Raw genomic sequence first — 14,887 nt, 5'->3', positions numbered from 1 at the left:
GGAAAGCCCAAGGCTATTCGTATCGATAATGGGCCCGAATATGTCAGTGGAAAGCTCATGGAATGGGCCGAAAAACAAGGCGTTAGGCTGGAATACATCCAACCCGGAAAACCCCAACAGAACGCCTATATCGAACGCTACAACCGCACGGTTCGCGGCGAATGGCTCAGCCAGTACATCTTTGAAACCATCGAGGAGGCACAGGATCAGGCCACGGTATGGCTCTGGACTTACAACAATGAACGACCCAACATGGGCATCGGCGGCATCACGCCCGCAATGAAACTGAAAACAGCCGCCTGAATTCTACGGCTGAACCCCATTAAAAATGGGGGGATTACCGCTCGGCCGCCAGTGCCCGCGTGTTCCTGCTTTGTGAGGCCATGTGTCACACACGTCGACTGACAAGGGCGCAAAGCAGCCAGCTTGTAGACTTCCATCGGCTGCTGACGCTGGAGCATGTCAGCGATCCGGATCGGATTGAGAGTGGGCTCTTTGCTCAGATCAATCCTGCCTCCGCGTTCGTAGGCGAATGCTGTCTTCTCTCCGAGAAGCTGGATGCGCTTTTGCGGCTGATCGCTGAAAATGAACCTGTCAGCGACATCCTATGCGAAGCATCACAAAAGATTCCGGAAGTCGCGTGACCCCCCTCAAGTCGGCCTTTCAAGGCCGGCTGTCTTGAAGAGGCGACCATCCCGGTCGTTTCAGCAAATGACAATCAACGAAGGGGGTACCCCGACAATGAACTTACTTTACAACAAGCCGAACATGGATGATCTGGCAACTGAGGCCGTAGGTCTGGGCCGGCAAGTCGCCGATCGGGCCAAAGCACTACATCTCGGCGACAACGCAAAGGACGTGGCCTTCGTATCACGCTGCTTTGCACGTCTGAAGGAGCGTCAGCCCTTTAAGGAGGCTGACGAAGGTGGTTTCGTCGCGGTTCTGGATATTTTGGAACGCAATATCGCATCCGAATACCTTGGCAGCGAAGAGCAGTTCCAGGAAACGGGATATGATGATTTCGGCCCTCACGGCGAATTTCGCGAAACACCGGTATATTCTGAGCGTGGAAAGGAGCTAATCGAGCTGCAGTACCTGTTTCAGGATTTTCTCGACAGTCGTAACGGTGTGCTGGACCACGTTGCTGCGCATCGCTGTTTGTTGGATATTATGAGTAGCTAAGAAAAAGATGAAACACCCCTGGCAGCACGACTGCCCGGGGTGTTTGGCGTTCTGCAAGGCATAGTGGACCTGTCGTGGTTCCGTGCAGCCCGAAACACCATGTGTACAAAATGTAAGCGAGTGCTGTGTTCAGTGTGACCAACCGTACCTTAGGTTCCTTCAACAGGCTCTTGACGCCCAGTAGATCCTCAAGTTGTTCAGTAGTTTCTTAGAATTAGTCACCGTCGTCATGCTCCTTTTTTTGGTGAAGCATGGGCCAAATTACCTATACACAGAAGATAGGACACTCTCGAGGGGGCGCTGTCTTGCAGCTGTCACAATTGATATTACGGCATCCTCACTGTCATGGTGGAGCAGTGAAAATGCGAAAAAATCCGCGATGCGTCCTTCATCACAGGCATCTCTCAAACCTTCCAGGTCGTCCTCCGAAAAAATCCAATTGTTCAATAAAGCTGGCTTCGGCCCCCCTGCGCTCCAGTCTTCCAGTTCTTGCGAAAGATCGGAAAGGTTCGGTTGTTGGTCAAGCGTCATAGTTCTCTCCAGTTTTGTTTGTTCAAATACTATGTGGTACCGTTCTCAAAACAAAAAAATTCAGCGAGTACATTTTTGGCATTTTCTAAAAAAGTTGCATAGACGATCATTCCACGGCTTTGTGTGGCGTCTAATGACAAACATTCTGAAGTATTATCACATTTAGATTAGGAGCCCCTCGCTATCTTATGAAGAGTCTAAGCTAAGCACATTTTTTGAATTCGATGATATTCATGAAGGGCGGAGAGCCGACATTCGCTGCGATTTCAAGGTGGATATCAAATTTGCACGAAAGCAGCCACTCGCCCCAAAAGTCTTGAGAGCTCACCTGTTATTTCTGGCTCGGACATTAAGAGAACTGTGACTTGCTAAATTGTGATAAGGTGCAAGTTAGAGATACTTTCCCCCTCTATTGTGAAATGCAAGCTTTGTCCCCTCAAGTATGTTGACGACACACTCGTTAATCTGGCTGCTCTCAACCGCCCCCGAACAGTACGAAATCTCTGGACCACCTTTCCTTTGAAACGTTGCTACAATGATTTGTTCCGCATCACAGACAACCGCAAGGTTTGGGTTATGTGTGACCATAAAGATTTGCCGCGTCTTCTTGGCCTCTTGTATGACCGGCACCAGAAGGCTGACAATTGTTTGGTTATCAAGGTTTTCTTCGGGCTGGTCCAAAACGATCGGGTTTCTGCCTTTGTCGACCAGCAAGTAAAATATCAGCAGTAGTGCACCACGTTGTCCAGGAGATAGCTGTTCAATTTGTGTTTCTTGAAAAAGAAGTGTGTATTTTGGCTCGACAAGTGCCAGGCCGTAGATGTGGTCATAAACAGCTGAAGCGGTCCGGTCCTTTCGTAAAATTTCCTCAAGCCCTTTTGAGTTTGGATTGATGTTACGCGCAGCCTCATCAAGGAGAGCGAACAATTCCTCGGCTAACTCCACAGCGTCATTTTCAGTTTCCAAGCTATGAGCCTCGAAAATATCTCGGACGGCTTCAAGGCTCTTATCTTCCCCTCGAAGTTTGCCGCTGCTTTGCTTTACCAAGTCGAAAAGCTGTGATGAGAACCCGTCTACCTTAGCATCCAAATTCGATTGAAAACTAAGCTGGTAGTCTTCCGGAATGAGAACATCATTTTTAATGACCGATTGCAGCGGTCCAAAAAGGGTTTCGCGATTTTTTCTTTGTTCTTCAATGGCGCAAAAAATCTTTTGAGTGAGGAGCCTACGACGTAGCTTTAGTTTACCAAGTTTGATTGGGAGGTTCTTCAAATAGTCAAGTCGAGCGAGAATTCCGTTGCGAGTTTCTGGCTCGTCTGCTGTGCCATCAATCTCTCGCAGAGCGTCGTTCCATCGCTTTAGCTTGGCTAAATAGGTTTGATATCTCTGCTGTGGTTCTGCAAGTTCGTTTGCTTTGTCCCCACGGAGTGACGATAGTTCATTGGCACGTAGGGTTCGCTCCTCTTGCGCCGCAACTACTTTGCCAAGAAGTTGACGATACTTTGCTTCGCGTTTGTCCAAGAGATGCACGCTGGTGGTTAGCGAAATTAGTTTAGCAGCATCGAGGCGAACACGGTTCGCATCTTGTTGTCCGCTTTCTACAAAATTTTGATACGCCTGATTCACTCTTTTAATCTTTGCCCTAAGCGCAGCTATAGATTGGATCTTGTCGTTTAACTTTCGTTCGGTTTTGCGTAAACTGGCCTCGCGATTAAAAGCAAGGATAAGCCAGTCATCGATTAGTGATATTACATCTTTGGCCTTGGTCTGTTCCGGCGTCAGGTCATCTGTCGGTTCGACAACTTCCTCAGGTTTTGACCTAAAATGCTCGTCGCGTTGTTGGCCAATTAACTTAAGCTGCTCATCAACGTTCTTGATTCTGGTCGGATGAAGCTGACTTTCAACTGCAGATATGTCTTCGTTTAATGCGGACATCTCCTTGCGATTTTCTGCAAGATCCCCACGAAAATTATCCTCCAGTCTTTCGACGAGTTCTTGAAAATTTGTCGACCCTGCACGCTCAGATATTGGCACATGAGCAAAAATAACAGATCGCAACTCGCGCTCAAACTCATTTGATCGGCCGGATACATGGTCGTTGCATAGCACCTCAAACCTACCTTGAGGGATGTAGCGAACAAGTTCTACTTGCTCTGGCTCAGCGTCATCAGCCAAAAGAAGGTTTCCGTCGGCACCGGCCAACCATTTGAGCTTCCCCCTGAAGAATCGCGCGGGTTCGCCTGTCTTTCCTCTAAACCGGTCACGAGTTAGAAACGAAAAATGATCATTTTGCTGAGAATGGCCGAGCAACGCGACAATGTCAGCCAACGCGCTTTTGCCGCTCCCCTTGTTTCCGATGATAGCGACCAGATCAGGATTGAATTCAATCTTACACTCATCAAGCCATTTTGGTATCGAAGCAGGTGCGTTTTCTCGTGAGATTGTCAAACCATCTATGTAGAACGTTTTGCTTGCCTCAATCCTTTCGAGCTTTGCTGGCTTCGACCCGATGAACGAGCGATTGGCCGGTTCTTTGATGGCTTGATTCAATCCTTCCCAGGTCGGGTTGGCTTTGATCCAGGTCTTCTTTCCAGAAGGGAAGTCGCCATAGCCTCTCTTATCATTTGAACCGTTTTTCCCGCAGAACTGATGAGCGTCACTGCCAGATACCGCCAGGCGTGGCCTGCCATCCAGGGCTGACTGGAACGCATCGAACCAGCTCTTGTTTCCCTCTGTCTTGACGCCCGCAAACGCCGCCCATTGGTCGTGCTTTCGCGCTTCGAAGATTGGAGGGATAGAAAAGAGACTTCGTGAAAAGGCATAGTGCTCATTCCAGTTAACATTTTGTAATCCATCGTGGGTAGAAAACGGCATGAATGGTAAAGCTATCCCGTCCGGCATGTCTGCAATGGCCTTCTGATAGGATTCACGAGTAACTTCGGCGATCATGCTACCGGCAACAAGAGCCTCATCTCGATTATCTTCCAGTTGGCTCTTTGAGAATCCATGTTTTCGAAGCTTGTCATCACCAGTTTGCATAGCAAAGTGCGCCAATGCGCTATCTGACAAGGACCGACCGGTAAGTTCCAATTTCAAGTTCGATTTGAAGTCTTTTAGCAGCTGGTGATCAATTCTGTCAGAAAAAATGACGTGAGCGTTCAGCCTTACTTCAGTCGGGGTGCAAATCCTGAGTTCGATACCGGGAAAAACAGTCTTTGTGAGCTCCGGCGCATCTGCATCTTTGAGCCTATCTTGAAGCATGAACCACCCTTCAAAGGTCCAATAATCCATAATTGCGAACGCAGCTGGCTCTGCAGCATTTAAGGCCTCAATCATTTGGTCCACTAAAGGAATGTTTTGGGTTTTGTTATTTCCGAAACGCTGCCCGTTCCAGTGAAACGAGGCTGGAGTGTGAATATGGAGGTCCCAAACACGCCATTCTGAGCCCCTGGGATACTTGTCTGCTTTCAATTTATTCACTGCCTATATATCTGTGTTATTTCGAAATTTTTTCGAGGCTACTTGATGCAATCAAGAGGGGAAACCTCAAAGTCCTCACACTCCAGAGCGCCGCATTGACAGAACCTGAAGCAAACGGGTCGCTTCGTCTGCGAACGTCAGCTTTGGAAAGCTGCGATGCGGCATTTTCAACGCGTATTGAGCGGCAGCTAAGGGCCGAAACCTAATATCATGTTTCAAGTGCGCAGGCGACGACATTTGGCGTCGCCGCAGCAAGCCATTCTTGAGATTATTGACTACATACCAACCGTATGGTATGCATCGAACATACCAAGACCAACCAAAAAATCCCCCGAGCGCGGCGATGCGCGCACACGCCTTCTGGAAGCCGCGCGCGACGTGATCCGCCGCAAGGGGTTCGCCGCAACCTCGGTCGATGATCTCTGCCAGTCGGCCGGTGTCACGAAGGGTGCGTTCTTCCATCACTTCAAGACGAAGGACGCGCTTGGCGTGGCGGCAGCAAATTTCTGGGCCGAGACAACCAGCGCACTTTTTGCCAGCGCCCCTTACCATGAGCCAGACGATCCGCTGGACCGGGTTCTGGCCTATCTCGATTTCCGTAAAGGGATCATCGGCGGCGAGACGTTTGAATACACCTGCCTCGTCGGCACCATGACGCAGGAGGTGCATGATAGCGCGCCCGCGATCCGGGATGCCTGCGCCGCCAGCATCTTCGGCCATGCCGCCACGCTGGAGGCCGACATCGAAGCGGCGCGCAAGCAACGTAACATCGCCGCTGACTGGACTGCCGAGAGCCTTGCCCGCCACACTCAGGCGGTCCTTCAGGGTGGGTTCATCCTCGCCAAGGCCACCGGAGACCCGGACCTCGCCCGTGAAAGCGTTGATCACCTCATCCGGTATGTGCGCGGCCTGTTCGGGGTGGAACAAAATACATCTGAAACCAGCTACAAGGAGAAATCAAAATGACCAACCAGCAAATCACCGTGGAAACGACAGTTGCCGCCTCCGTTGAAGAGGTGTGGAGCGCCTACACCACCCCGGACGACATAATGCAGTGGAATTTCGCAAACGATGACTGGTGCTGCCCGCGCGCCGAAGTGGATCTGCGCCCCGGCGGCAAGCAGATCGCCCGTATGGAGGCGAAGGACGGAAGCATGGGTTTCGACTTCGAGGGCACTTACGAGGAGATCAAGCCGCACAAGTCACTCATGCTGGTTCTTGACGACGGCCGGAAGGCCCGCACGACATTTACCGGAAGCAGCGGAAAGACCCAGGTCGCGACCACCTTCGACGCCGAGGCGCAGAACCCGATCGAGATGCAGCGCGACGGGTGGCAGGCGATCTTAAACAATTTCAATACCTACGTCGAAAGCAAGCGTGGCTGAATATTGATGGGGCCGCCCGGCTTGAAAGCTGAGCCCCCCAACCACGAAAACAATGGAGGAATTTTTGGATGGAACATGCCTCGAAAGTGCGGACCTGCTTCTGGTTTGAGAAAGGCGGACATGATGCCGCGCAGGAATACGTAACGTTGATGCCAGACAGCAGGATTGAGGCCGTTCGCGAAAACGGCCAACCGGACGACCCGATGGTTGTCGAGTTCACGCTGGCAGGTGCGCCCATGATGATCTTGACCGCTGGGCCGCATCACAAGCTGACGCCCGCCGCATCGATCTCTGTGCTGACCGAGGATCAGGATGAGACGGACCGGCTCTGGGCCGCGCTGACCGCGAAAGGCGGTGAGGCAGGACGGTGTGGTTGGATCGTGGACCGCTTCGGCGTGTCTTGGCAGATCGTGCCGAAGCGAATGCCGGACCTGCTGGCCAGCGAAGATCCGGGCGTGGTGAGCCGCGTGAGTGAGGCGATGATGCAGATGGAGAAGATCGACATTGCCGCCCTCGAAGCGGCTGCCGCGAAGGAGCCAACGCATGGGTGAGGCAACACAGATCGGGTGTGCCTGTGGCCAGACCCACCTTGAAGTCGAGGGGAGGCCTATTGCAAGCGTCGAATGCTGCTGCAACTCCTGCCGCGAGGCGGCGGAGAGGATGCAGGGTCTTGAGGGAGCACCCCGGACGTTGACCGATCACGGCACGACGCCCTTCGTTATGTATCGCAAGGATCGCGTGCGCTTTCTTGCCGGGGGCGCCAACCTGGCCGGGTTCCGCCTGTCGCCCGAGGCCCCCAGCACGCGGGTGATCGCTACATGCTGCAACACGCCCGTTTATCTGGAGTTCAAAGGCGGACACTGGCTGAGCCTCTACATTGGACTGTGGCCGTCTGGCACAAACCCTGAGCCCACGATGCGCACCATGGCCTCCGACCTCCCGGAGGGTGCCACGCTGCAAGACGACATTCCCAACGCAAAAAAGCATAGCCTTGGCTTCGTCGCCAAGCTCTTCGGGGCCTGGATCGCCATGGGTTTCCGCAACCCAAAGACGCCAAACACGGGAGAGATCAATGTCTGACGCCGACGAGAAAATTGAGATTGAGAGCATCACGTCACCGCATCACGTCCAACGAGTGGACAAGGCGAAGTTCATGGCCATGCGCGATGCCTTGCTTCCGGTTCTGCCGTCCGAGGCCGCAGGTATGACCGTCGCCGAGGCCAAGGCCGCGCCGTTGCCGAACCTGTCACAGGAATTGTTTCCGGGCAGTGAGAAGGCCGGATGGTGGCTGAAGGCAGTGCAGCTCGACCTCGAAGCCAAAGGCGTGATCGAGCGCAGCGGCAAAGGACCGGTCCTGCTCTTCAAGACAGGGAAGTCGACATAAGACGATTGCCCGATAAACCCGTTCGATAGAGATGGCAGCGGCACCATAGCTGACATTTAAGCAACCCGCAGCATTCGTAAGTTAGGGCTCGCGCCGTTAAGGCATCAGCCTATTTCATGGCCAGCTCAATCCCCATTCAGGCGTGCGGCGCATTTGCCGCCCAATCGCGCAGCAGAGAAGCCCGCGCATCTGTTCGACGACAGGTATCGGCTTCCAGGTCGCGGCTGTGACGGTCCTGGTGCCTGATTTCGTTGATTTCCGCCGGACCTTCACAACTGGCTGACGATGGTTCCAGCGCCAGAGGATCTCGTCGAGATATCGCTGAAGGTGCTTTCGTCCAAGGCGATGATAGACCCCAACAAGGGCGCGCTGGACCTGAGAGTTGACGGCTTCCACCGTATTGATGTGCGACCCGAGGCTGGGGCGGGAATACTGTCGAGCACCGTGATTGACCCTATGATGTGCAGCAAATGTTTTGCCAATTTTGCGATAAGCCCTATTGCCATCAGTCATCAGAATAGACTGTGGGTCCATCCATTCTGTCATGATCGGGCCAAGCGTTGCGTCTTGGACATTCGGAACCAAGGTCGCCTTGGCTTGACCGTTACGGTCAGCGGCAACAAGCACGATAGGTTTCTTGGTGCCACGCCCCCTCTTGTTTTTGACCCCTTTCTTGAACTTGGGGGCCCCACCGACAAAGGCTTCATCGACCTCAACTGTTCCACTCCACGGACTGGCGATCCTCTCTCTGTCATCCATCAGTTCACGGATTGCATAACCGAGTTTCCAAGCAGTTTTCTGATTCACGCCCAGGATTCGTGACATGGCGACCGAGGAGATCCCCTTGCTTGATGTCAGCACGAGAAAAATCGCGGCAATCCACACTCGAAGATCCAGTTTGGTCGAGTGCATTGGCGTTCTTGTGGTGACGGTGAATTGACGACGACATTCGTGCTCGAAACATTGATACAGTCCGGCACGCGCAGATTGACAGAGAAGCGCCACAGACCGCACACTGCCGCAGTGTGGACAATACCAGCCGGTGGGCCAGATCATATCTTCGAGGAAGACGCGCCCGTGATGTTCGCTCGGCATCTTCTTCCAGATATCCCTGACGGATTTCAGTTCCGTGATCATGTCGGCACTCCAATGACTGGGAGCCGACACCGCGGTTTTGGCGCTCCAATCGCGACGTTTCGGATCGCTGCTGTCGTTTTTTCGCAGATGGCTATCGAAGTGATGCGCGCGGTTTAACCACACGACTTCATGCCCCCTGCTCAATTGCAGCGGAGGCGAATGCGTAAGGCAGAACACGTTTATAGGTTCTACGCTGCTGCCAGGCACCCCGAGAATCTCAGGGGCCCGACATCTGCATAACATGACAGGATAAAGCGACTTATAAATGTACTCCTTTATGGTGGTATGAGTGTCGGAAGCTGCCATGGTCAGCGACCTGAGACGGACATGAGCGGGTACAGTGTATCTCGGAAGCTCGATTTCAGGCGTTCTCTACCTGAGGATCATCGCGTGTGAGACTGATCAAATCTCGCAGCGCGCTGCTTTTTAGCGATGACCATCGAATTTCTTGCGTTCGATCGACCTATATAGGCCGACAAAACCAAGTGCCTCCTTTCCGTAAGCAAGGTTTTCCCGAGACGACTGCCAAGTGCTGCACGTCTATCTTGATCAAAAGATGAATACGTTCAGTTCGGCACGGAAATGGGTTTCTCGAAACCCACACATTTTGCCTTGGGTTTGAACTGAGAAGGCGAAGCTAACCCCGTACCTTTGCGGAATTCCGATAAGGGGAATGACCAGCTGCTTGCTCACGGGCGCAAAGACGTATCGCTGTTTTTGGCCTCACCAGTTCTATCAATTCCCGCTTCTAAGAAAGCTTGAGCTCTGGAGGTCGTACATGGCGCTCATCCTTCCACGGGATTGCTGATTCGACCTGTTACGAATCAATACGCGAGCGTGCCGTGACACCTGGGGCTTTCGCATAGTCAATTTCTCAGTGTTGTGTGTTGCGCAAATGCACGCTCTCAAATCTCAGTGTGGGAGATTTTGACCCGCCCAAAATTTAATCTTGAAGGGATTCGAGATGTGTTGGTGGAAAGATTCCATAGATTATTAATTTATATCAGTATGTTAGGCTCGCCTTCAATGCCCTATCGGATCGTTTTGCAGCAGACGGAAGGAAATAAATTATTCTTTCTTTGGCCAAAAAACGGTGGTTGCCGGGTCCATTTTAATGGGTAGTTTCTGGATCTCAAGCGAGGGCTGAACATCGGAAGATACCCGGTAGGACGCAGAATTTACTTCGTGAAACAGGCAACTGGCCAACCTTAACATTGACTGCGTCGGATCCCGACGGGCGATGGGAAGCACCCGGCCACCGAGGAGATGAAAACGATGATTAAGATCCAACAGTAACGTCGCAAGCACCCTGCAGCACGTAACAGCTGCAAACGGAACCGTCTGACGACAAGCGGTTCTACCCACAAAATCAAAAATCAATATCGCAGCCTGCGGGCAGCGTCGGAAGGCTTTCCGGCGAGCGGTATCCTTATGTGAAAAGGACAGAATATGCCGATTTTTTCGGAGGGCACCGTATTGCCTGCACCATCGCGGGCAGACCGCAAAATTCAAAGCGTCTCTAAATGGCATTGCACCATCCATGCGGTACGTGGGGAAGGGGCTGGTACCCGTATGCAAGGCGAGAGCAAGCTTGAAATGGACCATCAGTCCCTTCAGTTTGCGCAGCCCGATGTCGCGGATGTTGTCGAACAAGCTTACTTCAAGTTCGGTTGGCGCAATGAGAAATGGCATGTCTTCGATATGCTGGTCACAAAAGCGAGTGGCGAACAGGTCGCATGCACTGTCAAACCGACCTCGCTGCTGCACTCGAAAGATTTCCTGGAGAATATGGAAGTTGTCGCCTGGTGGGTTCAGGAGAAGAAGTTTGCCTCATCTGTGCGACTGCTAACCGAGGCGGATATCGACCAAGTTGCCCTGCACAACGCGAATATAAACGCCTCGGTCAATGAACGCGACCCGGACGCTGAGAGCGCTGTACGCACCGTTGCTTGCCGCCTCCGCGGTGCCATCAGCATCAAAGCCCTCACTGATGAGGTAGGGCTTCGGGAGCGTGGATACCGCGCGATCCTGCAGCTCATTTCGAAGCGCGAGCTTCAACCCCTGCGCCATGAGCGCACAACCCCCCAAACTCTCATCCAATGGAAAGGCCTTCAGTCATGAACGCTATTGTCAAAACCAACGCCTTCACAAAACTTAATCCAATCAAGTCCGGTTTCCGGATCGAGCAGACAGACCGTCTGACCATCCAGAACAAACATTTCGACTGGGCAGGACAGTCAGGCGACACGATCTTTTTGCAGCCTTCAAACGGGCAGGGAATGACTGAGCAATTTACGATGGGGATGCTCTCGCGCCTCAGCGCAGCTGGAGAAATCAAGCACGAGGTGGGTTTTTACTTGCCCGATGATTTGAAGCCCGCACCGTTGGCAAAAGGTGTCTCGTTTCAGGTGTCGGATCTGAACGTGAAGCAGAAGACGCGATTTTATGGCCGCTACGCCCAGATTATGGCGATTGAAGATATGGTGTCTGAGGGTCTTATTCTTCCTTGTAAAAAAGACATTAACGCATCCCTCAAGGAGATCGAAACCCGTGCGGTCGCGTACTTGAAAAAAGAAGCGACTGAGCGTGATCTGTTGGATCACGCTTTGGAACACCAGCAGTTGCCAGAAGCGGTAGCTAAGTCGGTACGCAAAAAGCGTGGGGGCGGCAGCAAGGACGGCATCGCGCTCTACTCTGGGGATTACCTTCGCAAACTCTACAAAAATTACCAGAAGTATGGTCTTTCTGCAGTGGCTGACACGCTGTCCAAGTCTGGAAACCGGCACAGCGGAATTCGCCCTGCAGAGCAATCGCTGCTTATGAAAACGATCCGCACAAGTTATATGACGCTGGAACGTAAAACACTAAAGGCAACCGTTGTTGACGTCCAGCGGGCCTTTCGTCACGAAAACAAACGCCTTGTAGAAGAAGGTGAATTGCCTCTTCGCGTTCCCGGACGTGGAGCTGTTCGCGGCGCAATCAAAAAAATTGAGCCTTTGCGCATTATGATTGCTCGGCACGGCCGTGAGTATGCGATTAAGAAGCTGCGCCCAGTTGGAAAGGGTTTGGAGGTTTCGCGTCCCGGAGAACGCGTTGAAATGGATGAGTGGTGCATTGACTTACAGTCGATCATCCATTCCGCTAATCTCAGGGAATTCTTTGGCGATGAGCTTCTCGACCTTATCGGTCTGAACGGTGACACGGCACGTTGGTGGCTTGTTCTCGCGATAGATTGCCGGACGAAGGTCATTCTTGGCATGAAGCTGACCCGGAACCCTTGTGCCAGTGCGGCTCAGGAATGTCTGCGCATGGTCGTAAGCGATAAAGGGGCATGGGCGGATGCGTCGGGCGCACTCACGCCGTGGTCGATGGCCGTTAAGCCCGAACTGATGGTCACGGACAATGGGCCCGCGTTCAAGTCAGGTGCTTTCACCCACTGTTGTCTCGACATGCGTATACCAACACTGCGTACCCACGCGGGGGTTCCCGGAATGCGTGGCATAGGAGAGCGGATTTTCGGAACTTTGAGCACAGACCTAATGCCGCGTCTTGTGGGCCGCACCTTTTCCAATTCGATTGAGCGAGGCGACTACAAATCTGAGCTTCGGGCTTGTCTGGATGCTGAGGATGTCGCGTTTATCCTCGTGCGTTGGGTGGTCGATATTTATCACAACTCGCCGCACAGCAGCCTCGGCGGCCGTACTCCCTTGGAGCAATGGGATGCCGATATGGAAGACGGAAATTACCCCCTGAGCGGGCTGCCGGATGTCGCCACCAAGCGTCTGGCATTTGGCAAGCGCATTGAGTGTACTGTCTCCCAACAAGGCATCGTGGTTATGGGGGTCCGGTACCATAGCCCGGAGCTCGGGATGTATTTTATGGGGTTGGGGTCGAAGAGGGTCGACGTTCGCTGGGATCCTGAGAACCTTGGCGCTGTCAGCGTTTATCTGGAGGGTGCATGGCAGGTTGTACCGTCCGTTCATGATCGCTTCGTTGGGATGCATTTCCACGACTGGATGAAAGTTCGCCGGGCGCTTCGCGCAAAGTCAGCGTCGCGCAAAATTTGGAACCAAGAGATTGTATTCAATGCAATTGATCAGATTGAGGATCTGGTTAAGGATCGCTCTATGGCATTTGGCATTATCGACACGACGATCAGCGATGAGCAGTTCAGCAAGATCCAAGCGGACCTCTTTTCGTCCTTCCGGATGGATGACACGCCACGCCTGAAAGCCGATGGCAACGGTTTGGGCCGTGCTATCACGCCGCGTGCACCGGATCCTGATATCGCACCTTCGGGCTCTAAAGCACCAGCAAAAGCTGGCTCGGTCAAACCTTCGCCAGATGTCGAGAAACGCGCAAAGGCAACCAGTCCCGCCGATACACTGCACAAACGTCGCGCCGCCGCGCCGAAGTTTGGTTTGCCGCCCAAACACGAGGACTGATAGCCAGTCGCCCTCTCGCACAGCGGCAGCTTTATAGCTCAGCTGAAGCCCTCACTGTCACTTGCAGTGGGGGCTTTTCACATTTGAGTTTGGATAAACGCCAGTGGACCTTGTCTGCGATCGTGAACAATGGCTGAGTTTTTAGCCCGGAAAGCACCTTCGATATTCAATAGTCTTTCTTAAGCAGATAGACTTTAGTGATGATGAAAAGAGGACCGTTAAATCGCATCACCGGCACGCAAATACATACGAAGCCCCCTCGTGATGACTACCATCCTGCGACAATTATCTGGCTGCGCGACGAATTGGGCCATCAGTTGACGACTGCAGAGCGCGTTGACCTTGAGCGGTATCTATTCTTACTGAGGTTTCGCCTGCAATGAGGGGAAACATTGAAAAAACTAATGGGCTGCGGTGTCGCGTTAGTCTTGGAGCTGTCGGTCTGCAACTGTGGCAGGGCGTGTGTAACATCAGGATCGGTCACAACTGACCTATCCAAGCTCATCGAATGAGGTTCACTGGTCATAATTTTCTCCATTACCCTGCGCAACAGCTGAGTTTTGCGACATCCATATCGAAGGTCTGGGCCGCGAGCTTTAGTCCCTCGACTGTCGTCAGGTACGGAAAAATCGTTGCGCCGAGGTCTTTGGTCGTCATGCCGAACTTCAATGCCATAACCAGTGTCTGAATCGTGTCGGACCCTTCGGGCGCGATGATCTGGCCGCCCAGCAGCTTATCTGTAGCCCTATCCGCCACCAGTTTAATCAAGCCACGTGTGTCACGGGCGGCAAGTGCGCGCGGCACCTGATCGAGCGGCACGACAGAGGTCTTCACGTCAAACCCCGCGTCGCGAGCCTGTTGTTCGCTCAGCCCGACACCGGCAACCTGCGGATCGGAGAACACGACCCAGGGCATGGCGGCGTTATCGTAGCGTTGATCCTCGCCCAGAACGGCGTTTTTCACGGCCAGCTTTGCCCCGTAGGCTGCCATATAGACGAACTGATCGCGGTCGGTCACGTCGCCCGCCGCATAGATGCCGGGCACCGACGTCTGCATGTCGTCGCCAATCATGATGGACCCGCGCACGTCGGTTTCTACGCCGATTTCATCCAAGCCCATTCCTTCGATATTGGCGCGTCTGCCAGCGGTGGAGACAAGATGATCCGCGGTGACCTCGACAGGCTCCCCGCTCTGCATGACGCGCAAGGTTACGCCCGCCGCATCACGGCGCACACTATCGTAGCTCAGGCCGGTCAGCAGCGTGATCCCCTCGGCCATGAACGCATCTGCCAAAGCCTCAGACACTTCCGGTTCGGCACCCGGCAACAGATGCGAGCGCGCGA

At 53.1% G+C, this 14,887-nt stretch carries 14 protein-coding genes; 10 read left to right on the top strand and 4 right to left on the bottom strand.

All coding sequences use genetic code 11. From position 1 onward, the window contains the following. The 3 genes from BM174_RS19610 to BM174_RS19600 form a co-directional block, all read left to right on the top strand. A partial coding sequence (locus BM174_RS19610; RefSeq protein ID WP_143092503.1) for an integrase core domain-containing protein occupies positions 1 to 303 on the top strand: 303 nt, incomplete at its 5' end. Positions 304 to 362: 59 nt separating this feature from the next. Next, positions 363 to 644 (top strand): hypothetical protein, encoded by a 282-nt coding sequence (locus tag BM174_RS19605; protein WP_143092502.1) that lies wholly within the window; start codon positions 363 to 365, stop codon positions 642 to 644. Positions 645 to 741: 97 nt separating this feature from the next. After that, positions 742 to 1,182, top strand: a complete 441-nt coding sequence (locus BM174_RS19600; RefSeq protein ID WP_093925520.1) for a hypothetical protein — start codon at positions 742 to 744, stop codon at positions 1,180 to 1,182. 261 nt (positions 1,183 to 1,443) lie between these two features. Here BM174_RS19600 and BM174_RS19595 read toward each other — a convergent pair whose 3' ends face one another. Both BM174_RS19595 and BM174_RS19590 read right to left on the bottom strand, forming a co-directional pair. Then, positions 1,444 to 1,713 carry a hypothetical protein gene (locus tag BM174_RS19595; protein ID WP_093925519.1) on the bottom strand — a complete coding sequence of 90 codons (270 nt, stop codon included), beginning with the start codon at positions 1,711 to 1,713 and terminating at the stop codon, positions 1,444 to 1,446. A 390-nt stretch (positions 1,714 to 2,103) separates the two neighbouring features. Then, positions 2,104 to 5,193: a TrlF family AAA-like ATPase gene (locus tag BM174_RS19590; protein WP_218152954.1), complete on the bottom strand. Its 3,090-nt coding sequence runs from the start codon at positions 5,191 to 5,193 to the stop codon at positions 2,104 to 2,106. A 237-nt stretch (positions 5,194 to 5,430) separates the two neighbouring features. Between BM174_RS19590 and BM174_RS19585 the strand changes: the two genes are divergently transcribed. From BM174_RS19585 to BM174_RS19565, 5 genes are all read left to right on the top strand, one after another. Continuing rightward, positions 5,431 to 6,159, top strand: coding sequence for a TetR/AcrR family transcriptional regulator (locus BM174_RS19585; protein ID WP_245766460.1), 729 nt, complete (start codon positions 5,431 to 5,433; stop codon positions 6,157 to 6,159). Then, entirely contained in the window at positions 6,156 to 6,578 is a 423-nt protein-coding gene (locus tag BM174_RS19580; protein ID WP_093925517.1) for an SRPBCC family protein, read from the top strand. The genes BM174_RS19585 and BM174_RS19580 overlap by 4 nt, the downstream gene beginning before the upstream one ends. Before the next feature lie 68 nt (positions 6,579 to 6,646). Then, complete coding sequence (locus BM174_RS19575; protein WP_093925516.1) at positions 6,647 to 7,129, top strand: VOC family protein; 483 nt, start codon at positions 6,647 to 6,649, stop codon at positions 7,127 to 7,129. Continuing rightward, positions 7,122 to 7,658, top strand: a complete 537-nt coding sequence (locus BM174_RS19570) for a GFA family protein (protein WP_093925515.1) — start codon at positions 7,122 to 7,124, stop codon at positions 7,656 to 7,658. Before BM174_RS19575 ends, BM174_RS19570 begins: the two co-directional genes overlap by 8 nt. Continuing rightward, positions 7,651 to 7,962 carry a DUF6958 family protein gene (locus BM174_RS19565; protein WP_093925514.1) on the top strand — a complete coding sequence of 104 codons (312 nt, stop codon included), beginning with the start codon at positions 7,651 to 7,653 and terminating at the stop codon, positions 7,960 to 7,962. Before BM174_RS19570 ends, BM174_RS19565 begins: the two co-directional genes overlap by 8 nt. 114 nt (positions 7,963 to 8,076) lie before the next feature. On the opposite strand, the gene BM174_RS19560 is transcribed toward BM174_RS19565, so the two are convergent. After that, positions 8,077 to 9,099, bottom strand: coding sequence for an IS1595 family transposase (locus tag BM174_RS19560; RefSeq protein ID WP_093925513.1), 1,023 nt, complete (start codon positions 9,097 to 9,099; stop codon positions 8,077 to 8,079). Positions 9,100 to 10,548: 1,449 nt separating this feature from the next. Here BM174_RS19560 and BM174_RS19555 point away from each other — a divergent pair. Beyond that, positions 10,549 to 11,220 (top strand): hypothetical protein, encoded by a 672-nt coding sequence (locus tag BM174_RS19555; protein WP_093925512.1) that lies wholly within the window; start codon positions 10,549 to 10,551, stop codon positions 11,218 to 11,220. Further along, positions 11,217 to 13,544: a Mu transposase C-terminal domain-containing protein gene (locus tag BM174_RS19550; RefSeq protein ID WP_177209551.1), complete on the top strand. Its 2,328-nt coding sequence runs from the start codon at positions 11,217 to 11,219 to the stop codon at positions 13,542 to 13,544. Before BM174_RS19555 ends, BM174_RS19550 begins: the two co-directional genes overlap by 4 nt. Before the next feature lie 537 nt (positions 13,545 to 14,081). On the opposite strand, the gene BM174_RS19545 is transcribed toward BM174_RS19550, so the two are convergent. Continuing rightward, on the bottom strand, positions 14,082 to 14,887 hold an 806-nt coding region (locus BM174_RS19545), incomplete at its 5' end, for an FAD-dependent oxidoreductase (RefSeq protein WP_177209550.1).

This window comes from Sulfitobacter brevis (genome assembly GCF_900112755.1).
Taxonomy (GTDB): domain Bacteria; phylum Pseudomonadota; class Alphaproteobacteria; order Rhodobacterales; family Rhodobacteraceae; genus Sulfitobacter; species Sulfitobacter brevis.
Note: the sequence above shows the minus strand (reverse complement) of the source record. Positions and strands in the feature narration are given on the sequence as shown.